This is a genomic window from Corynebacterium sp. HFH0082 (assembly GCF_000411235.1).
In the GTDB taxonomy this organism is placed as follows: Bacteria; Actinomycetota; Actinomycetes; order Mycobacteriales; family Mycobacteriaceae; genus Corynebacterium; species Corynebacterium jeikeium_D.
Genome location: NZ_KE150404.1, coordinates 826,965 through 845,145, shown reverse-complemented (window position 1 = coordinate 845,145; position 18,181 = coordinate 826,965). Strand labels below are relative to the sequence as shown.

The following is an 18,181-nucleotide window of genomic DNA, read 5'->3' as shown; positions in this document are numbered from 1 at the left end:
GTTTCCGGCTCTTGAAACGGGGTTGATGCTCAGAGGGGTGTAGACGCGGGTGTGAGTGCGGGCGCGAGCGAGGGTGAGGACGTGGGTGTGGCTCGGCTTTTGTCATTTACTTGTGCCATGCCCCCAGGTTGAACCACGGGCCGAAGTTCAGGCCGTGGGCATGGGGCTCAAGGATGGCATCCGGGTGCGTGTAGCCACGGTCGCGCTCGACATAGACATGGTCAACGTAGACCAGCTGCAGCATGGCGGGCTTTTCGGCGTAGAGCTTCTGAATCTTACGGTAGAGCTCGTCTCGCTTGGCCTGGTCCGCTTCGACGCGCGCCTGGTCGAGCAGCTTGTCGATCTCCGGGTTGACGTAGTCGGAGCCGTTATCCCACTTGGCACCGGCACCCGGCTCAGCGTACTTGGAGTGCAAGATTGAGTAGATCTGGCCGTCGACGGAGTACGGGGTACCGCCTCCTCCCAGCATGACCGGGGTCTTGGCGTAGTCCTCGCGGGTGACAGACTTGGAATCACGGGCGACCGGATTGACCTCAATGCCGACCTTCTTCAGGTCGGAGGCTGCGGCCAACGTCAGGTCTGTGCGGGCGTGATCGCGGTTCGGGAAGTAGATGACATCGAACGCGGCGCGCTGGCCGTCCTTGACGCGGATGCCGTCCGAGCCCTTCTTCCACCCGGCGTCGTCGAGAAGCTTCTCGGCCTTCGCGGTGTCGTGCTTGATCTCGGCGGTCGGGTCGTAGGCGTCGCCGTAGAAGTCCGCGAGGAAGGTGGAGTTCGGCTTCGCGTGGCCCTTCATCACGTCTTTCGCCATGGCCTCACGGTTGACAGCCAGGTTGACCGCATTGCGGATTGCCTGGTCACCGGTGACCGGGTTGCCCGCTGGAAGGGTGATTCCGCGCCAGTCCGCCGAATGCGCCGACTCGACCTTGAATCCCTCCTGGCCTTCAAATTCCTGCGCCAACGCCGGCTCCATAATGGTTCCGTCGCCCTCGCCGCCGCGCAGCTGCTGAGCACGGGAGTTTTCGTCCTGATTGACTCGGTAAATGACTTTCTTCAGCTCAGGGGCCCCGCCGTGATAATCCTCGCGGGCCGTGAAGATGGCCTCGTCGGCACGCAAAGATTCGAGCTTGAACGGGCCAGTTCCCACGGGCTTGGTATTGAGATCTGAGTCCTCGGCGGGCTTCAAATCATCGAAGTTGAAGGCCTCCGACGGGGCGATGCCGTTGAGGAGCTGGTGATCGAATTCCGCGTACGGGATATTCAGCTCGAAGACGACCTTGTCTCCGTCGGCGTGCACCTCATCGAGCATTTCCCAGTTCGGAGCCTCAGAGGAGGCCGAGCGCTCGTCGAGGATGGCCTTGTAGGTCGCCACGACGTCCTCCGGCCCGAAGGTGGTCCCGTCGGAGAAGGTGATTCCGTCCTTGATTGGAACGGTCCACGTTTTGTTGCCATTGCTCGGCTCGGCGGGGCCGGAGGCTAGCAGAGGCTCAAAGTCGACGGGCTTCGTGGAGGTGTCACCCGACACCGGCTTGAGCCGGAAAAGGCCCTCGTAGACCGGGGAATCGCCGGACCTGCTGTAACCAGCAACCGGGTTGTATCCGCCGGTTTCGTTGTTATCCAGCAGGACCAGGGTCTGCTCGGCGCTGGCGCCGGAGTCCCCGGCGGCACCGGAGGCGGACTTATCATCGGGGTTCGAACAGGCGGTCAACCCGAGGCCACAAATCGCAAGTGCAGAGACCGAGACAGCCAGGGTTCGCCCCGTGCGGGTAGAAAACATTTACTCCCCTTTATTGAAGGATAGGCACAACTAAGTAGTAACCGTTTTCATTATCTACTCATTGGAAACTTTATTTCAATGGTTCAAAAACTTTTCTTCTTGTTGCGCAAATGTTTAGAACCCAGGTAAAAGGCAGAAAAATCCCGAAGACCTGGTACGACGATGGCGGCAACACATAAGTGCTGCCGCCATCGACTCCCCCTATATTCGCTTATAAAGCGCTACGCTACCTTCGTAACCTCAAACCGCTGCTCCGGGTGGACGTAGGCCTCCTGCGCGCGCACGAGCTCCAGCTCACCAGAGCCGGACTCGTGCGTAACCTTCAGCAGCTCAAAGATGCTGGCCGCGGTGTTGCCCAGTGCTACCGAGAGGTCACCGTCAATACCGCGACCGCGCAGCAGGTTGCCCGCAAACAGCGCGGCCGTGACATCGCCAGAGCCGTTGCGCTTCAGCGGCAGGTACGGCGTCGCCACCAACCATGCACCGGAGCCATTGACGGCGAGCATCTCAATCTCGTCCTCCTTGCGCTCCGGACGCAGCACGCTGGTGACCAGCACGGCCTCCGGGCCGAGCTCCCGAGCAGCATGAGCTGCCGCAATGGTGGACTCCAGATCACTGACCTCGCGGCCCGTCAGGTATCCCAGCTCAAACTGGTTCGGCGTAATCACGTCTGCCACCGGCACGACCTTGTCGCGCAGCAGCGGCGGAATGTCATCCGAGACGTGGCAGCCACTCTTGGCATTTCCCATCACCGGGTCACACGAGTAAATGGCCTTCGGGTTGCGCTCCTTGGCCAGCGCCACGGCCTCGATGATGACATCCGCAATATCGCTACCGCCCTGGTAGCCGGAAATAATCGCGTTGACGTCGTCAAGCTTGCCCAGCTCATCGATACCCTTGATGACCTCGCGCACATCCGTGGCCGGAATCATCGGGCCGCGCCACTGGCCGTAACCGGTGTGGTTGGAGAAATCGACGGTGTGGACCGGCCACACTTCAAAACCTGCGCGCTGCAGCGGGAAGACCGCAGCGGAGTTGCCCACGTGGCCATAGCTCACATGCGACTGGATAGACAGAATCGAGGGCACACGGTTGAACTCCGCAACAGCTTCAGCTGCCTTTTCGGTAGGGGCCTGGTTTTCGCTCATACCATCTATATTGCAACGGATGCGCGAAAAACCCATATTCCCTAGTAGGCGCTGGGGCGACGTCGGCTGGCTTTGAGCTCGGAGCGGCGCTGCTTCTGCGCTTTACGACGGGCAATCGAGGCCCGACTCGGTCGAGTCCGCCGGCGCCTCGGAGGCGGTGGCTGCACAGCTTCTCGGATGAGATCCGCCAAGCGACGCCGGGCTTCCGCGCGGTTGCGCACCTGGGAGCGCTGCGTGGTGACGGACACGGTCAGGGTGGTGCCATCGAGTCGGTGGCTGAGGTTCTGGAGAGCGCGGCGGCGGTGGACATCGGACAGCACGCTGAGCTCGGCGATATCCACCGATAGCTGCACCTTGGAGTCGGTGGTGTTAACACCCTGACCGCCCGGCCCACCGGAGCGCGCGAAGCGTTCAGTGAGCTCCGCCGCGGGGATGACGAGGCCCTTTGGGATGCCGGGACCTGGTGGAATCTTCAGGGGTTTCATGATGGCCAGTGTAGAGGGCGCGTTTGTAATCGGGTCACACTTCCACCAATCCGCTGTTAAACAACAAATGCTCGCCTAAGCTGGCGAATAACATTTATCCACTTATAAAAACAGCAAGAAAAGGCAGGATTGAGGCACCATGGCCACTTCTGATTCCCCGTCCATTTTCATCTCCGGCGGCGCGCAGGGCATTGGTCGCGCGGTGGCCGAGAAGTTCCTGGCTGCAGGCTGGACCGTAGGCGTCTACGACATCAATGAGGATGCCCTGGCCAAGCTTAAGGCTGAGCGCCCGGAGATAGTCGTCGGCAAGCTGGACGTGACGGACTTTAAGCAGTGGGAGGACGCGCTTGCGGACTTCACCTCCCACACCGGCGGCAAGCTGACGGTGCTGGACAACAACGCGGGCATCATCGGCGATGGCGATATCATCGACCAGTCGCCGGAGATTATTCGCGCGCAGGTGGACATCAACTGCACCGGTCTGACTCTGGGTGCGAAGGCGGCGCACCCGTACCTGAAGCGCACTAAGGGGTCTCACCTGGTCAACATGGGTTCGGCTTCGGGCATTTACGGCCAGCCGCACATCGCGCCGTACTCCGCGTCGAAGTTCTACGTCTCTGGTCTGACGCAGGCTCTGAATCTGGAGTGGCGCAAGGACAAGATCCGCGTCGTCGCAATCATGCCGCTGTGGGCGAAGACCAAACTGGCGGACGTTTCCGCCGGTTCCACCCGTCGTCTTGGCGTGCGCATTACGCCGAACCAAGTCGCTGATGCTGTGTGGAAGGCAACGCACCCGCAGAACTTCATTGAGCGCCAGCGTCACTTCTACTCGGTGTCGGCGGCAGACTTTATCCTGCGCTACCTGGGCAAGATTGGCCCGCAGTTCCTGTCCCGCCCGGTTAACGCAATCATCGCGGGTTAAGAGGCAAACTAAACCTATGCTCTTTGATCAACTCCCGCGCGATGATGCCCGCATCACGCCGGGAGTTGTTCATCTGCCGGGATGGCTTCCATTGGAGCGGCAATCGGGCATCATCACGCAACTCCGCGACATCGCCCGCGACGTTGCCGGCACTCCCCTGGCCATGACTCGTCCGCAGCTCAAAAGCGGCCAGATGCAGGTATTCATGCTGCATCTCGGCCGCATGTGGGCCACAAATCCATACCGCTACGTCACGCACGTCGGCGGCGTTCGCGTCCCGCCCGTGCCTGACAATCTGCTACAGCTCGCCACCGAAGCACTCGGCGCTGCCGCGCTTTACGACGAATCCCTCAGCCAGTGGCCCACCACTTTTCGGCCCGACATGGCGTTGGTCAACTACTACCCGCCCGGGGCCACCATGGGGATGCACCAGGATCGAAACGAAAACTCCCCTGCCCCGATTGTGTCGCTCTCTATCGGCGATGAGGCCCTGTTCCGCATTGGCGGGACTGAAAACCGCAACAAACCCTGGGATGACGTGACTCTCGCCAGCGGGGATGTGATTGTGTTTGGTGGTCCGAAGCGGCTTGCGTTTCATGGTGTGCCCAAGACTCGTCGCGGCACTTTGCCGGAGGGGTGCGGGCTTAAAGAGGGCCGCATCAACATCACATTCCGGCAAGTGGAAAACTCACACTAAACCGCGCAAGCCACCGACCGCTAGCCTAGACACATGCAGCGCACCGCTTCCTCCATGCACGCACAGCCTGCCACCGCGCAGACCCCTGCCCCACTCGACTGGCGCAGCCGGGTACGTTTCTTTGTCGGCTCGTTCCCAACTGCCGATCTCGCTATTGCGGCTGCTTTCCTGCTGTGCTGCTGGTTGAGCATGACGCCGCTACTTACTTATGGCCCGAGCTTTACTTATGTCACCAATGTGATTCTGTCCGCGATGATTGCCGGGGCCGCAGCGTTTCGTCGTAAAGCAGTGCGCGCATCGTTTGTGGTTACGTACAGCGCCCTAGCGGGTCTCGCCCTGCTGGTGTGGTTATCCCCTGTAAACCTTGGGCTCGACCCTATTATTGTTGCTGCCCCACTATCACTATGGGCTGTGACCAGGTGGGAACCGAATCGCACCTGGGGCATCGTTGGGCTGTTTTTGGGGTTGATTGGCAGCTTCCTCAACCCGGCAGTTCCTGCCTTCGGCTTTACCCCGGAACGACTGTTGGTCTTCGGTCTGCCGGCGGTGCTCATTACGGCGAGCGCGTACGCAGTGCCCCTGTGGCTCCGAATCAACGCCGAGGAACATGCCGCGGAGTTGGAAAACGTCGTAGCGCGCAACAAACTGGAGTTGTCCCGGGAGCTTCACGACGTCGTGGGGCACGGACTCACCTCTATCAAGGTTCAGGCCCAAACCGCGCTGTACCTGGCGGAGATGGATGACTCCCGAGCGAAATCCGCCGCTGAAAAGACCACGCTGGAAGGTATTGCCCAGACCGCAGAACAATCGTTGCGGGATGTGCATGCGCTTGTCGATGCATTACGTGAAGGCGGCGAGATTAGCGCTGACCCGAATGAGATTCCGCGTCTAGTTTCGGCTGTTTGTCCGCCGGGTCGCGATGTTTCGGTGACTCTGCCGGAGTCTTATGGGGACCTGGCGGATTGGCCACTCGCGAAGCGGCTGACTCTTGTGCGGGCAGTGACGGAGTTGGCCGCGAATATGGCCAAGCACTCATCGGGTGATGGTCAGCTGGCACTGGCAATCGATCCACCTGCCGACGCTGATGACAGCCCGGCGCGGGTTCATTTGATGACCGCAAACCGGGCTGAGAGCGATACTTTGGACCCCAGGAAGCGAGCTGGCGCTGGCCTGATTGGTCTGGATGAACGCGTGGCGCAGCTCGGTGGTGAGATGACTTATGGTGAAAGCGACGGCATGTTCCGCGTCAGTATTCGGCTGTAAGCAGTTCGACCGAAGCAAGGCTGACTGGCGATTCTGTCGAGAAAGACGAGCAATGGGTGTAATTCGAGTACTAGTGGCTGAAGATCAGGCTCTGATTCGACAGTCTTTCGCGCAGCTTATTGATGCCCACCCGCAGATGAAAGTCATTGGTGCCGTGGGCGACGGCGCCGAGGCTGTGCGTTGTGCCTCCGGTGCGGATGTGGTCGTCATGGACATTCGTATGCCTGTGATGGACGGTATCGAGGCCACACGGCAGATCGTGCAAGGCGTGCCGTCCAGAGGTGCGGTTCGCGCATCCGCTCCGAAAGTCCTGGTGCTGACCACTTTCCGCGAAGAAAACCTGGTGCTCGACGCTTTAGAAGCTGGGGCGGCAGGCTTTTTGCTCAAAGACTCCAATCCCCGCGAGCTGCTTTCGGCCATTATGCGCATCCACCGTGGTGAAGGAGTCATCGATCCGAAGGTGACACCGATGGTGTTGCGGCATGTTTCACCGCGTGCATCTCACTCTGAACAGCCAGCGAGGGAGTCCTCGGCCAGTGGCTCTAGCTCAGATACCACCCACGCAGCGCCCCAGTTCACACCCCGCGAACAGGAGATTTTGAACCTCGTCTGCCAAGGGCTTTCCAATGACGAAATCGCTCGCAGGTTGGTTGTCGCTACAACGACAGTGAAAACCCATGTGAAAGCCCTGTTGACCAAAACGGGCTCACGCAGTCGTGTGGATCTTGTCATTTGGGCTGCGAAAAACGGGCTGCTGTAGCTTCTCCTCGCGGTGCCGTCACCCTCGCTATTGCCTCCTCCCTAGGGAGGATATTTCCGCCACCTCATCCTCAGGGAGGGCGCGAACCGTGCCAAACACTCCTATTACTTAAGGCATGAACGCACCAACCCCCACTTCAGGCCCTTCCGCAGATGCCGCCGCTTCCCTCCTTCAGCTGCGCGGCATCACTGTCTCCTACGGCAAGAACGAACCTGTCCTAAACGGCCTCGATATGAGCGTCCGTGCCGGCGAGGTCTACGGACTATTGGGACTCAACGGCGCAGGTAAATCCACGTTGATGAGCACGGTGCTTGGGCTAATTCCCTACTCCGGTGAAATCAGCATCGCGGGACACCCGTGGTCCGTTGTCGACCTGGACCGCATCGGCGCCTCCATCAATGGCCCGGCGTTCTACCCACAGCTCTCAGCCACCGACAACCTCAAGGTTCACGCGCACCTGACCGGCACGGACAAGAGCCGTATCGCCGAAGTCCTCGACATGGTGGGGCTGCACTCGGGCAACAAGCGTGCCCGCGCTTTCTCAACGGGCATGAAGGTTCGTCTCTCGCTGGCGATGGCGCTGCTCACCGACCCCGACATTGTGCTTCTCGACGAGCCCACCAACGGCCTCGACCCCGAAGCTATCGTGGGCCTGCGCACCTTGTTGCGAAATCTTGCCGCTAGTGGCAAGGCCGTCGTGGTGTCCTCCCATCAACTCGGAGAAGTCGAAAAGAGCGTTGACCACCTTGGTGTCCTCGCCGGTGGCCGACTGGTCTACGAAGGCCCGCTGACTGACTTTGCGGCCTCTGGTCAATCCCTCGAGCAAGCTTTCTTCACCGCAGTAGGTGTTGCCCGATGAGCACTCAACCGCACACGCGCACTCTTAACACACGCACCGTTCCTACTCGCCGCTACTTCCGCGCCGAGCTACTGCGGGCGAAGTGGTCACTCACCATGTTTCTTCCCATCATCATGGTGGCAATCGCTCTGGTCAGCATGGTCTTTTCTAGAGGCGTTGACGCCACCGCCATGGCGAGCGCCCACATCTACTCGCTTATCCTGCTTCCTCCCCTGGCTGCTATTACGTCCGTCATCGGCCAAAACCGTGAAGAAAAACTCCGCCAAGGCGGCCTAATCTGGCGCAATATCTCGGGCACTCGAGTGCTCCTTGCCCGCGCAGCCACTGTCATTGCCTCCGCGGCCCTCGGTCACGCATTGATGGCTGCACTCCTTGCCCGGAGCGTGAGCACCGCATCGCAATTCACGCTCTTTAGCACGTTGTCATTCTTCGTCTTCTGGGCATTCGGCCTTGCCCTATGGCGCCTTGTGCCACGCGCAGCTCTCTTCCTCGCTCCGCTCGCTTCCATCGCTTGGGCCATCGCAGGAACACTGGACGCCATGAGCCCAAACTGGAAAGTTCTCCCGTGGACCTGGGCAATCCGCCCAACGTTACCTATCCACGGAGTGCAGGCTAATTCCATCTCGGCTCCCGCCGACAGCGAGATCTGGAACATCGCCATCCTGCCGCCCGCGTTGCTGCATTTACTCCTCGGGCTAGGTTTATTTGCCATCGCATTGCTTGCGCACGGAAAATCTCTCAGCTTGCCGACGGGCCGGGAACGCAGCACTTCGTCGTTAAGCCATGGTATGAGCGCGACCCTTCCGTGGCGCGCCTGGTGGAGTCTCGCAGCGCTGATGCTTGCCGGACTTGCGGTCGTGCGTGTGGTGTGGAACCCGGAGTATGCGCTGGGGCTGCTGAGTTTCGTCTGCGTGCCGACGGCTGCAACCGTGGTCGCCATCATGACCTGGACCTCGCAAGCTGATGCCTGGCCAGCGCTGATGTATCGGCGTGCGCGACGGAGCATCACACTCCGACTGTTTGCTTTGGATATGGCGTTTCTCGTGCCGGTGCTCGTGGTTGCGGTGATTATCAGTGGCGCGGGCGGCCAGACCAATAGCCAGACGGGCATTAACCCCTGGCCGTACCAGGCGGTCATCGCGTCTCTTGTGGCCGCGATGATAGTGGCCGTGACCGGCTTAATTGCGCGTCGAAGTGTGGCGGCCGCAATCTTTGTCTCGGTCGCGCTCGGCGGTTGGGCGGTGATGGTTGGCGGTGATGTCCTCAGCGCCTCACCGCTGTGGTGGACCTCGGAATGGGGATGGACCTGGGTAGTACGTGATTACCCCCAGCGGTGGCCGTCGATGGTTCTCGTATCCGCCATTGTGATCGTGGCTTTCGTGGCTTGGGCTCGGGCGACATCGCTAAAGGCCATCCGATCCCAAGATTGACAGCGGTGCCGCGAGCACCCCACCTACTCCTCGATAGCCTCGCGAACCTCTTCGACACTGAGGTTGGAGTCTTCAATCTCCTCGCGGGCCTCCTTGTTCCGGCCACGGCGGACCAGGCGGAAGATGCGCTTGCGGCGGGAAGTCTCTTCACTGATGCGCTCGCGGCCGCGCAACCAGGCAACAAGCATGACAGTAATGAGCAGCAGACCGATGTAGCCCAGGATTGGGTAGACCCAACCGATTAGGTTCTGGAAGCCCATGAAGCTCAAGGCGAAACCGAGCAAGACCAGCGCGACGTAGACAATCTTGAATTTTTCCGGGTGATTTGCGGTGACGCGACGCCCCAGTGCGTAGAACATGCCAAGTGCCGTGTTGAAGATCATGCCAAGGATTACCACGGCCATGGCCTGGCCTAGCCACGGGTGCAGTCGATTAATGACGGTGAGCATTGGCACGGCATCGGTGGCGACGGTACCAACAGTGTGGAACAACGTGATGGTGGTGATCAGCAGCATCGCGGAGTAGATCAAACCACCGGTAAACCCACCGGCTCCAGCGGCGCGGGGATTGAACAGGCTACCGCCAATAACAATCGCCATGGAAACCGCAACCATCAGGTTAAAACCGACATAGTTCACTGCGGCGACAACCCAGTTCGGCAGAGTGGTCGGGACTTCCGCAACGGCAGCTGCCTGCTCCGCGGCTGGGGTGGCATCGGTGAACGCCAGCGTATAAACACTGGCCAGCAGAATAAAGCCGACGATAAACGGCGTGATGGAACCGATCACTGTGGTCACTCGGTCAACATCGAGGAAACCGGCTGCAATGGTAACCAGCACCATGATTACGGCACCGATCCACACGGGGATGCCCCACTGCTGCTCCATGTTGGCACCGGCACCGGCGAACATGACGAACCCTGTGGCGAAGAGCGTGATAATCACGCCAATGTCCAGTACTCGCGAGAAGATGGGGTGCGATACGCGTCGGAAAACTTCGCCGTGCTCGCTGGCCTGAAAGTAGCTTCCCAGCTGCAAAATGATCATCGCCATCAGGCTCATGATCACCGCTGAGAGAACGGCACCCCAGACACCATTGATACCAAAGGCGACGAAGTATTGCATGATTTCCTGACCCGTCGCAAAGCCCGCGCCGACGACCACGCCGACGAAGGCAAATGCAACGCGCAGTACTTGCTTCACCACAAGGGTTCACTCCTATTCGACTATCTGATTGATATAACCACCTTACTTTTCTCAGTGAGTTTTACTAATCGCGACTGACCGTTCTAAAAAGCTTCGCCTTTAAATTCCGCAGGCCACGCCGGTCGAATGCACTGGGCAGTAGCCGTTCGGATTCTTAAACAAGTACTGCTGATGCTCATCCTCGGCTCGGTAGTACTCCCCTGCCGGAGTCTCCGCGAGTGGCTTAATCTCCGTGGTGATGGCCCCCAGGCCAGCGTCGGCAAGCTTCGGCGCGTAGGCATCGGCGATCTCCTGTGCCCGGCGCGCTTGCTCGGGCGTCGTCGTGTAGATCGCGGAACGGTACTGCGTGCCGACATCATTACCCTGGCGGTAGCCCTGCGTGGGATCGTGGGCTTCGAAGGCCTTGGCGATCAGCTGGTCGAAGCTAATCTGCTCCGGGTCGTAGACGACCTCCACAATCTCGGTGTGGTTGGTGCGTCCGGTGCAGGACTCGCGGTAGGTGGGATTTGGCGTCACGCCACCGGCGAACCCGACCGATGTGCTGAGCACGCCCGGTGTTTCCCAAAACAGCTTCTCAGCGCCCCAGTAACAGCCAATCCCGATGTAGACGACCTCCTGGCCTTCCTCCCATGGGCCGGTGATCGGCGTGCCGAGCACCGCATGCGGCTTCGGATTTTCCAACACCGGGTGCGAGCCGCCCTTGAGCGCCTCATCTTCCGGCACCAGCTCTGCGGACCTGCCAAAAATCCAACCCATCTTCTACGCCTTTCTATCTATGACTGTCTTTGGTCTGCGCAACGCGCCCGAGGCCACGATTGTTCCGACCTCGCCACCAGAAACTACGGCACAACACGGGCTATGGTTTGGGTTGTGCGTACGCTCAGCCTGCTTTCCGTCAATCCCCACGACCCGACCGCCATCCTGCCCGACCTCCGCGCCGCGCTGGACGGTGAGGTCTCTCTTCTTCCCGTTCCGCTTCACGACGGCACGCGCGCCTCAATCTTGCGGAACTCGCAACGCGCAGGTGAGCCGATTGATGAGTCCATCGCGCTTGTTGTCGGCACTTCCGGTTCCACCGGCACACCGAAGGGTGCACAGCTGACGGTGGATAACTTGGTCTCCTCTGCTACCGCTACACATCAGTGGCTCGGCGGTGAAGGACAGTGGATGCTGGCGATGCCGGCCTACCATATCGCTGGCCTGCAGGTTCTCATTCGTTCGCTGCTCGCTGGCACGGATCCGGTGTGTGTGGATGTGACCGACGGTTTTGATGTTGCCGCATTCGCCGACGGCGCCGAGGCCCTCACCAGCGACCGTGCCTACACCTCGCTGGCTCCGATGCAGCTGGCCAAGGCCATGGAAGAACCCTTTGGCGCGGCAGCCCTGCGCCTGTTTGATGCTGTCCTTGTCGGCGGCGCAGCCTTGAACCCGCAGGTGGCAGCGCGCGCCGAAGAACTCGGCATCAACGTCGTGACCACCTATGGTTCCTCCGAGACAGCCGGCGGCTGCGTCTATGACGGACAGCCCATCGAAGGTGCACAGGTCGCCATCGAAAATGGTCGCGTTTGGCTGGGCGGACCGATGATTGCACACGGTTACCGCAACGCGCCCAGTCACGAGGCTTTCCATAAACCAGGTTGGTTCGCCACCTCCGATGCGGGCGAGATCCACGATGGCCGACTAGTCATTACGGGACGCCTGGACACCATCATCGACTCCGGCGGGTTGAAGCTGCACCCCGAAGTCCTCGAACGTGAACTGCTCGCCATCGATGGAGTTACGGGAGCCTGCGTGGTCGGTGTGCCACACCCAAGGCTCGGCCACGCTATCGTCGCAGCGTATGAAGGCATCGCTGAGCTCGGCGATGTCATGGACGGGCTCGGCGATGCTGAAGACGCCGGGCGAATCAATCACTGGATGATTCCCAAGGACCTGCGTCGCGTGGAGGTCCTGCCACTGATTGGTCCGGGCAAGGTCGACCGGAAGAAAGTCGCGGCGCTCTTTTAGCTCATTCAGACACGCATTAGTTCAAGGCATTTGGTGTCACGTCCTATTATTAATTCATGTCTGAAGCACCAAAGAGTCCTGCAACGGCGTCGTTAAGCGATTGGCTGGAAGGCGCGCGCCCCCATACCTGGGCGAATGCGTTTGCGCCGGTCATCGTCGGTGTCGGAGCGGCATCGACGCACGCGCCGATTATCTGGGGACGTGCGGTGCTCGCGCTGGTTGTCGCGTGGGCGTTGATTGTGGGCGTGAACTTCGCCAACGACTACTCCGATGGCATCCGCGGCACTGACGATGACCGCTCGGGCCCGCTGCGCCTGACGGGTTCTGGTCTGGTCGAGCCGAAGGTTGTGAAGTACGCGGCGTTCGGTTCCTTTGGTGTCGCCGGTCTTGCCGGTGTGGCGCTGTCCCTGATGAGCGCGTGGTGGCTCATTCTGGTCGGTGCACTGTGCATCGCGGCTGCGTGGTTCTACACCGGCGGTAAAAATCCCTACGGTTATCGCGGACTTGGCGAGGTCTCGGTCTTCGTCTTTTTCGGTCTCGTCGCGGTGCTCGGCACGGAATTCACCCAGACGGGCTCGCTGTCTTGGGTCGGCCTGGCCTGCGCAATTGGTATTGGTTCGGTGTCTTCTGCCGTGAACCTGGCGAACAACTTGCGCGACATCCCCACCGACGCCGCTACCGGCAAGATCACCTTGGCAGTTCGCCTGGGCGACTTCCGCACCCGCATCGTCTGGCAGATTCTCTCCCTCATGCCCGCGCTGGCCAGCAGCTTTATCGCTTTCTGGCGCCCATGGGCGCTGGTGGGTCTGCTCATCGTGCCGCTGTGGGTGAAGGCCTCCGAGCCAATTCGCATGCATAAGAAGGGCAAGGAGCTCATCCCGGTACTGGGGCTTACCGGCAAGATGATGCTTGCCTGGTCCGTCATTACGGCACTCGCACTCGCGCTCAGCTAGGGGGTACCGATGGACTTCCGCACACTGACGCACAAGGCGCTTGACGACGTCCAGGAGGCCGCAACCCGAGTTGGCGACACAGCAGCCAAGGCTCCAGCTTTCGCCCGCAGCGCTGCTCTGCGTTTGACCAAATCGGGACGCCGCCGACTGGCGCTGGAGCACGGTGCGCTGCATTCGCAGACCCGTGAACCGGGACTCACCGATCTCACGTCAACCGGCGTGGTGCATATCAAGACCGCACCGGTCACGGCCGAGATTGCGGCCAAGGACGACGAGCGGAAGGCCAGCGACAAGCCGGATGCTGTCACCACCGATATTCCGGTGCACTGGTACGAGGTTGAACCTAGCGAACCCGCCAAAGAACCCGTGACCATCGTCTTCGTCCACGGCTTCACCCTGGCTGGTGAGTCCTGGTACCGGCAGTTCAACGCGCTGCGCAAGTCGCACCCGGAAGCACGCCTGTTGACTATGGATCTGCGCGGCCACGGCCTGACCGGAGCGGTTCCGGCTTCACTCTGCACGGTCGAAGGGGCTGCGGCCGATGCGCTGGCCGTGATCGCCGAGCGTGCCGCGACCGGAAAACTCATCGTGGTTGGGCATTCGCTAGGCGGTTTGATTGCACTGCACATGGTGCGGGCTGCCGAGGAAAGCATTCGCCGTCGGATAGCAGGCGTAGTGTTGATTTCCACGTCTATCGACAAGCTGGCCGCCCAGGGTGTGCCGCAGATTCTGGCGTCCCCGGTGGCGGATGCGGCGCGCAATGCAATTGAGTCCTCGCCGAAGGAGATTCGCAAGTTCCGCGAGGCAATCGCGTCACTGATGGCGCCGTCGTTGGCGGTGGCGGTGTTCGCCCGGCGCACGGACTACGAGATCATCGAGTTCCACGCGGCCATGATTAATGAAACACCGCTGGAAACTTTCGTGGGATATCTCGACGACCTGCAGGATCACGACGAGTTCGCATCCGGGCCTTACTTGGAGGGCTTGCCAGGAGCGGTACTGGTGGGCACGAAGGACGATGTCACTCCGCGCAAGCAAGCAGACCTAATTATGGAAAAGTGGCCGGACGCCGAACTGGTTGAAGTCGACGGGGCCGGCCACATGTTGCCGCTCGAGGCTCCGGAAGCGGTGAACCGGGCTATCGAGCGGGCCCTGGAGAAGGTGCGCTAGTTTTCCTCGCGGTCCTTAATCTGCTGCGCAATGTATTCCTTGTGCGCGCGGCGGTTCTCCGACCACACTGCAACAGACTCATTGGCCTGGACGCGCAGCTTCGGGAACACAAAAACCGACAGCGGCATCGCAATAATCAGTGCGAACACAGCCGTAATTGCAGCCGGAATCTGCACATTAACGAGGTAGATAATCACGAGCAGAATGAAGAACAGCACTAGGAATAGCAGCAGACGAGCAAGGCCGTACCAGAACAGCCCCTTCATGGCATTGCCGCGACCAGCATTCTTGGTCACCGGAGCTGCTGGCATCTGAGCCTCAGAAGCCAACTTGTCCTGCTCTGCTGGATTGGTCATTAAACCCTCACCTCTACGTGTTACGCCTGTGCTGTGCCCGGGCGTTGCTAGCGTCCATGGCTGTTCGTGTCCAACGTTCCTTTGTACCCTAACGAACTCTGTACGCCGTACCGCATGCAGTGCGATACCCCTCGTGGGCACTACGGGACTCGTTGCGTATTCTAGTCGGTAAATCCAGGAGGTTAGCTATTACATGGGTCGGCTCATTCTGCTGCTGTTCATCATCCTTGTCGTAGTCATGCTGTGGAAGGCATTTGGCCCCGGCAGTCGCGGCAACGGCATGCGACGTATTTCCGCTCCGCAACCGGAACCCCGTCCGCTCGCTCCCGACGATGATCCGGAGTTTCTCTGGAAGCTCAAGAAGGCCGAATTCGATCGCCGTAAACGTGAGCAGGAGCTGCAGGAGCGGCGCGAACGGGAGCAGGACGACAACCCCGATAATCCCGGCGAAACTGACTAAACGTCCTTGCCACGCAGCAACAACTGCTGTAGATATTCCCCGTAGCCACTGGCGCTGAGGGCGTCGGCACGCGCGCTAAGCGCAGCATCGTCAATGAATCCCATGCGCCACGCCACCTCTTCCGGCGAGCCAATCTTTAGCCCCTGCCGCTGCTCAATCGTGCGCACGAAATCACCCGCGGCCATCAGATTGTCCACCGTGCCCGTGTCCAGCCATGCCGTGCCGCGCGGCAGCACCTCTACCTGCAGTTTCCCGCGCTCCAAGTAGGCGCGGTTAACATCCGTGATTTCCAATTCGCCGCGTGACGACGGTTGCAGCGAGCGAGCTATCTCAACAACCTCGGCATCATAGAAGTACAAACCAGGCACCGCGAAATGGCTGCGTGGTTTCTTCGGTTTCTCCTGGATCGCCACGGCTTTGCCGCTTTGGTCGAAGTCCACGACTCCATAGGCTGTGGGATCTGCGACCCAGTAGGCGAAGATCGCTCCGCCATCGACGTTATGGAAGCGGCGCAGCTGCGTGCCCAAGCCAGCACCGTAAAAGATGTTGTCGCCGAGGATGAGGGCAACGGAGTCATCGCCGATGTGGTCCGCACCGATGATGAACGCTTCAGCGAGACCACGGGGCTCGTCTTGGGTGGCAAAGGTGAGGGTGAGGCCCCACTGCGAGCCGTCGCCAAGCAAGCGTTCAAACTGCGGGGCATCATGTGGCGTGGTGATGACGAGGATGTCCCTGATTCCCGCTAGCATCAGCGTGCTCAGCGGGTAGTAGATCATCGGCTTGTCATAGACGGGAACCAGCTGCTTGCTTACGCCAAGTGTGATGGGAAACAGCCGAGAGCCCGTACCACCTGCGAGGATGATGCCCTTCATAGTGCTCGCGCCTTTCTGCCTTACTGCCCGGCCGCTTCGTTGGCGATTGCCCACTCGTCGCGAGCCATGTTCTCAAGATCCTTGCAGTCAAACTCACTGGGGAGCTTATTGCCCTCGGCCTCGAACTGCTCGATAGTCGGAGCCTTCTGATCGCGCTCGGAGAGAATCATGTCCGCGTCGGTGAGACCACCCTTGGCCAGCAGCGCAGCCAGGTCAATTCCGAGAGTCGGGTCCTGGATGCTAACAGCACGCTCTGCCTCCGGGTTGTAACCGGTGGAAGTGAGGTAAGTGAGCACAGAGTCGTCGGCAAGCGAGACGAAGCCATGTCCGATGCCGTTGGGCAGATAGACCACTCGGCGGGTCTTGCTGTCGAGCTCGAAAACCTCGACCTTGCCGAAGGTATCGGAGCCGCGACGCAGGTCAACCGCAATGTCGAGGATGTGGCCCGCGGGACAAGTAACCAGCTTCGCCTGGCCGGGGTGGCCATCTGGCGCGGTGCTGACGTCAGCGAAGTGCAGGCCACGGACAACGCCTGCGGCGGAGACACTCATGTTGGCCTGCTCCGGGAAGAACGGGTAGCCCGTGGCCTCGGCGAATGCGTCGAGGCGATACCACTCGTGGAAACTACCGCGGCTGTCGCCGTGGATGACCGGTTCGAAGGTGAAAACGCCGTCGATAGAAGTGGGCTGGAATGTGCTCTTAGGGCTCATGGGTAACAAGTGTAGACGGGGCGCCCGGGCTGAGGCTGTGGCACGCGTTGAGTGTGCACTGAGTGTGCGTTGAGGGTTCGCTAGGCATGCCCCAGCAGCGAACTACAACTCCTGCTCGCGCTCCGCGTAGCCAGCCTCAGCGGCATCGTAGGCCGCCGCCCACCAGGACTCGTTGGCGCGATACCAGTCGATGGTCTCGGCGAGCCCCGCGGAAAAGTCTTGGTAGCGCGGCTGCCAGCCAAGGCTGCGGATGGATGCGGGGTCAATCGCATAACGACGGTCATGCCCCGGGCGGTCAGTGACATGGACAAAGTCGGACCGCTCACGACCGAAGCCCTCCAGGATGTCTCCGACCACGTCGAGGTTGGAACGCTCGCCATCGGCACCAATCAGGTAGGTCTCCCCCACCTCGCCAGAATCCAAGATTGCCCAGACCGCGTCGTTGTGGTCATCGACGTGAATCCAGTCCCGAACATTCTCGCCAGTGCCGTACACGCGAGGGCTACGACCGCGCAACAGACCACAGATCTGGCGGGGAATCAGCTTCTCCGGATGCTGCCTCGGCCCGTAGTTGTTCGAGCAGTTACTAATCGTCGCAACCAACCCGAAGCTGCGCACCCACGCCCGGACAAAGTGATCCGCTGAAGCCTTGGAGGCCGAGTAGGGGCTGGAGGGTTTGTACGCGGTGGCCGTCGTAAAGCGTGCTGGATCGTCGAGAGCGAGATCGCCGAAGACCTCGTCGGTGGAGATGTGGTGAAGGCGGACGTCGTGGGTGGCGCAAGCCTTGGCCAGATTCACGGTGCCCATGACATTAGTGGTGACGAAGGGATCGGCATCCACCAGCGAATTGTCGTTATGGCTCTCTGCGGCGAAGTGGACGACCACGTCGAAGCGGGGCACGAGGCGATCGATCAGCTCCGCGTCACGAACATCGCCGCGGATGATTTCACAGTCCGCGCCATCCAAGCTCGCAGGGTTCGCGGCATAGGTGAAAGCGTCCAGCACCGTGACATTCACATCGGGCCGTGTAGCCAGAGTGCGGAGAACGAAGTTGGAACCAATAAAGCCGGCACCACCGGTGACGAGAACGCGCATGGAAGCGATTCT

19 protein-coding genes are annotated in these 18,181 nt (G+C 60.6%); 10 read left to right on the top strand and 9 right to left on the bottom strand.

Annotated elements, in window-relative coordinates; translation table 11 throughout:
- Positions 1–106: 106 nt before the first annotated feature.
- From HMPREF1206_RS03545 to arfB, 3 genes are all read right to left on the bottom strand, one after another.
- Positions 107–1,777, bottom strand: a complete 1,671-nt coding sequence (locus HMPREF1206_RS03545; protein WP_016422017.1) for an ABC transporter substrate-binding protein — start codon at positions 1,775–1,777, stop codon at positions 107–109.
- Between the two features lie 221 nt (positions 1,778–1,998).
- Complete coding sequence (gene pdxY / locus HMPREF1206_RS03540) at positions 1,999–2,925, bottom strand: pyridoxal kinase PdxY (protein ID WP_231367172.1); 927 nt, start codon at positions 2,923–2,925, stop codon at positions 1,999–2,001.
- Positions 2,926–2,966: 41 nt separating this feature from the next.
- The gene (arfB, locus tag HMPREF1206_RS03535) at positions 2,967–3,410 is read right to left on the bottom strand and encodes an alternative ribosome rescue aminoacyl-tRNA hydrolase ArfB (protein ID WP_016422015.1); all 444 of its coding nucleotides are present in this window, start codon (positions 3,408–3,410) and stop codon (positions 2,967–2,969) included.
- Between the two features lie 139 nt (positions 3,411–3,549).
- Between arfB and HMPREF1206_RS03530 the strand changes: the two genes are divergently transcribed.
- The 6 genes from HMPREF1206_RS03530 (at position 3,550) to HMPREF1206_RS03505 (ending at position 9,341) form a co-directional block, all read left to right on the top strand.
- On the top strand, positions 3,550–4,332 hold the full coding sequence (locus HMPREF1206_RS03530; protein WP_016422014.1) for an SDR family oxidoreductase: 783 nt from the start codon (positions 3,550–3,552) through the stop codon (positions 4,330–4,332).
- 16 nt (positions 4,333–4,348) lie between these two features.
- Complete coding sequence (locus HMPREF1206_RS03525; RefSeq protein WP_016422013.1) at positions 4,349–5,029, top strand: alpha-ketoglutarate-dependent dioxygenase AlkB; 681 nt, start codon at positions 4,349–4,351, stop codon at positions 5,027–5,029.
- 33 nt (positions 5,030–5,062) lie between these two features.
- On the top strand, positions 5,063–6,292 hold the full coding sequence (locus HMPREF1206_RS03520; protein WP_016422012.1) for a sensor histidine kinase: 1,230 nt from the start codon (positions 5,063–5,065) through the stop codon (positions 6,290–6,292).
- Positions 6,293–6,365: 73 nt separating this feature from the next.
- Positions 6,366–7,052 (top strand): response regulator transcription factor, encoded by a 687-nt coding sequence (locus HMPREF1206_RS03515; RefSeq protein WP_231367171.1) that lies wholly within the window; start codon positions 6,366–6,368, stop codon positions 7,050–7,052.
- Positions 7,053–7,167: 115 nt separating this feature from the next.
- Positions 7,168–7,911, top strand: a complete 744-nt coding sequence (locus tag HMPREF1206_RS03510; RefSeq protein WP_016422010.1) for an ABC transporter ATP-binding protein — start codon at positions 7,168–7,170, stop codon at positions 7,909–7,911.
- Entirely contained in the window at positions 7,908–9,341 is a 1,434-nt protein-coding gene (locus HMPREF1206_RS03505) for a hypothetical protein (protein ID WP_016422009.1), read from the top strand. Before HMPREF1206_RS03510 ends, HMPREF1206_RS03505 begins: the two co-directional genes overlap by 4 nt.
- Positions 9,342–9,364: 23 nt before the next feature.
- On the opposite strand, the gene HMPREF1206_RS03500 is transcribed toward HMPREF1206_RS03505, so the two are convergent.
- On the bottom strand, positions 9,365–10,546 hold the full coding sequence (locus tag HMPREF1206_RS03500; protein ID WP_016422008.1) for a hypothetical protein: 1,182 nt from the start codon (positions 10,544–10,546) through the stop codon (positions 9,365–9,367).
- 99 nt (positions 10,547–10,645) lie between these two features.
- On the bottom strand, positions 10,646–11,302 hold the full coding sequence (msrA, locus tag HMPREF1206_RS03495) for a peptide-methionine (S)-S-oxide reductase MsrA (RefSeq protein WP_016422007.1): 657 nt from the start codon (positions 11,300–11,302) through the stop codon (positions 10,646–10,648).
- A gap of 102 nt (positions 11,303–11,404) precedes the next feature.
- On the opposite strand from msrA, the gene menE reads away from it, so the two are divergent.
- From menE to HMPREF1206_RS03480, 3 genes are read left to right on the top strand one after another with little or no spacing between them, the layout of a single operon-like run.
- A complete protein-coding gene (gene menE, locus HMPREF1206_RS03490) occupies positions 11,405–12,553 on the top strand; it encodes an o-succinylbenzoate--CoA ligase (RefSeq protein WP_016422006.1) in 1,149 nt (382 codons plus the stop codon).
- A gap of 56 nt (positions 12,554–12,609) precedes the next feature.
- Positions 12,610–13,506, top strand: a complete 897-nt coding sequence (locus tag HMPREF1206_RS03485; RefSeq protein WP_016422005.1) for a 1,4-dihydroxy-2-naphthoate polyprenyltransferase — start codon at positions 12,610–12,612, stop codon at positions 13,504–13,506.
- Positions 13,507–13,515: 9 nt separating this feature from the next.
- The gene (locus HMPREF1206_RS03480; RefSeq protein WP_016422004.1) at positions 13,516–14,676 is read left to right on the top strand and encodes an alpha/beta fold hydrolase; all 1,161 of its coding nucleotides are present in this window, start codon (positions 13,516–13,518) and stop codon (positions 14,674–14,676) included.
- On the opposite strand, the gene HMPREF1206_RS03475 is transcribed toward HMPREF1206_RS03480, so the two are convergent.
- Positions 14,673–15,032 carry a DUF4229 domain-containing protein gene (locus HMPREF1206_RS03475; RefSeq protein WP_016422003.1) on the bottom strand — a complete coding sequence of 120 codons (360 nt, stop codon included), beginning with the start codon at positions 15,030–15,032 and terminating at the stop codon, positions 14,673–14,675. The genes HMPREF1206_RS03480 and HMPREF1206_RS03475 overlap by 4 nt on opposite strands.
- 193 nt (positions 15,033–15,225) lie before the next feature.
- On the opposite strand from HMPREF1206_RS03475, the gene HMPREF1206_RS03470 reads away from it, so the two are divergent.
- The gene (locus HMPREF1206_RS03470) at positions 15,226–15,492 is read left to right on the top strand and encodes a hypothetical protein (protein WP_016422002.1); all 267 of its coding nucleotides are present in this window, start codon (positions 15,226–15,228) and stop codon (positions 15,490–15,492) included.
- Here HMPREF1206_RS03470 and rfbA read toward each other — a convergent pair.
- The 3 genes from rfbA to rfbB form a co-directional block, all read right to left on the bottom strand.
- Positions 15,489–16,364 carry a glucose-1-phosphate thymidylyltransferase RfbA gene (rfbA, locus tag HMPREF1206_RS03465; protein WP_016422001.1) on the bottom strand — a complete coding sequence of 292 codons (876 nt, stop codon included), beginning with the start codon at positions 16,362–16,364 and terminating at the stop codon, positions 15,489–15,491. The genes HMPREF1206_RS03470 and rfbA overlap by 4 nt on opposite strands.
- Before the next feature lie 20 nt (positions 16,365–16,384).
- Positions 16,385–17,074, bottom strand: a complete 690-nt coding sequence (locus tag HMPREF1206_RS03460; RefSeq protein WP_016422000.1) for a dTDP-4-dehydrorhamnose 3,5-epimerase family protein — start codon at positions 17,072–17,074, stop codon at positions 16,385–16,387.
- A 102-nt stretch (positions 17,075–17,176) separates the two neighbouring features.
- Entirely contained in the window at positions 17,177–18,169 is a 993-nt protein-coding gene (gene rfbB / locus HMPREF1206_RS03455) for a dTDP-glucose 4,6-dehydratase (protein ID WP_016421999.1), read from the bottom strand.
- Between the last annotated feature and the right edge of the window lie 12 nt (positions 18,170–18,181).

Coding starts and splice junctions, on each gene's coding strand:
- HMPREF1206_RS03545 (WP_016422017.1), bottom strand. CDS start 1,777: ATGTTTTCTACCCGCACGGGGCGAACCCTGGCTGTCTCGGTCTCTGCA.
- pdxY (WP_231367172.1), bottom strand. CDS start 2,925: ATGAGCGAAAACCAGGCCCCTACCGAAAAGGCAGCTGAAGCTGTTGCG.
- arfB (WP_016422015.1), bottom strand. CDS start 3,410: ATGAAACCCCTGAAGATTCCACCAGGTCCCGGCATCCCAAAGGGCCTC.
- HMPREF1206_RS03530 (WP_016422014.1), top strand. CDS start 3,550: ATGGCCACTTCTGATTCCCCGTCCATTTTCATCTCCGGCGGCGCGCAG.
- HMPREF1206_RS03525 (WP_016422013.1), top strand. CDS start 4,349: ATGCTCTTTGATCAACTCCCGCGCGATGATGCCCGCATCACGCCGGGA.
- HMPREF1206_RS03520 (WP_016422012.1), top strand. CDS start 5,063: ATGCAGCGCACCGCTTCCTCCATGCACGCACAGCCTGCCACCGCGCAG.
- HMPREF1206_RS03510 (WP_016422010.1), top strand. CDS start 7,168: ATGAACGCACCAACCCCCACTTCAGGCCCTTCCGCAGATGCCGCCGCT.
- HMPREF1206_RS03505 (WP_016422009.1), top strand. CDS start 7,908: ATGAGCACTCAACCGCACACGCGCACTCTTAACACACGCACCGTTCCT.
- msrA (WP_016422007.1), bottom strand. CDS start 11,302: ATGGGTTGGATTTTTGGCAGGTCCGCAGAGCTGGTGCCGGAAGATGAG.
- menE (WP_016422006.1), top strand. CDS start 11,405: ATGGTTTGGGTTGTGCGTACGCTCAGCCTGCTTTCCGTCAATCCCCAC.
- HMPREF1206_RS03485 (WP_016422005.1), top strand. CDS start 12,610: ATGTCTGAAGCACCAAAGAGTCCTGCAACGGCGTCGTTAAGCGATTGG.
- HMPREF1206_RS03480 (WP_016422004.1), top strand. CDS start 13,516: ATGGACTTCCGCACACTGACGCACAAGGCGCTTGACGACGTCCAGGAG.
- HMPREF1206_RS03475 (WP_016422003.1), bottom strand. CDS start 15,032: ATGACCAATCCAGCAGAGCAGGACAAGTTGGCTTCTGAGGCTCAGATG.
- HMPREF1206_RS03470 (WP_016422002.1), top strand. CDS start 15,226: ATGGGTCGGCTCATTCTGCTGCTGTTCATCATCCTTGTCGTAGTCATG.
- rfbA (WP_016422001.1), bottom strand. CDS start 16,364: ATGAAGGGCATCATCCTCGCAGGTGGTACGGGCTCTCGGCTGTTTCCC.
- HMPREF1206_RS03460 (WP_016422000.1), bottom strand. CDS start 17,074: ATGAGCCCTAAGAGCACATTCCAGCCCACTTCTATCGACGGCGTTTTC.
- rfbB (WP_016421999.1), bottom strand. CDS start 18,169: ATGCGCGTTCTCGTCACCGGTGGTGCCGGCTTTATTGGTTCCAACTTC.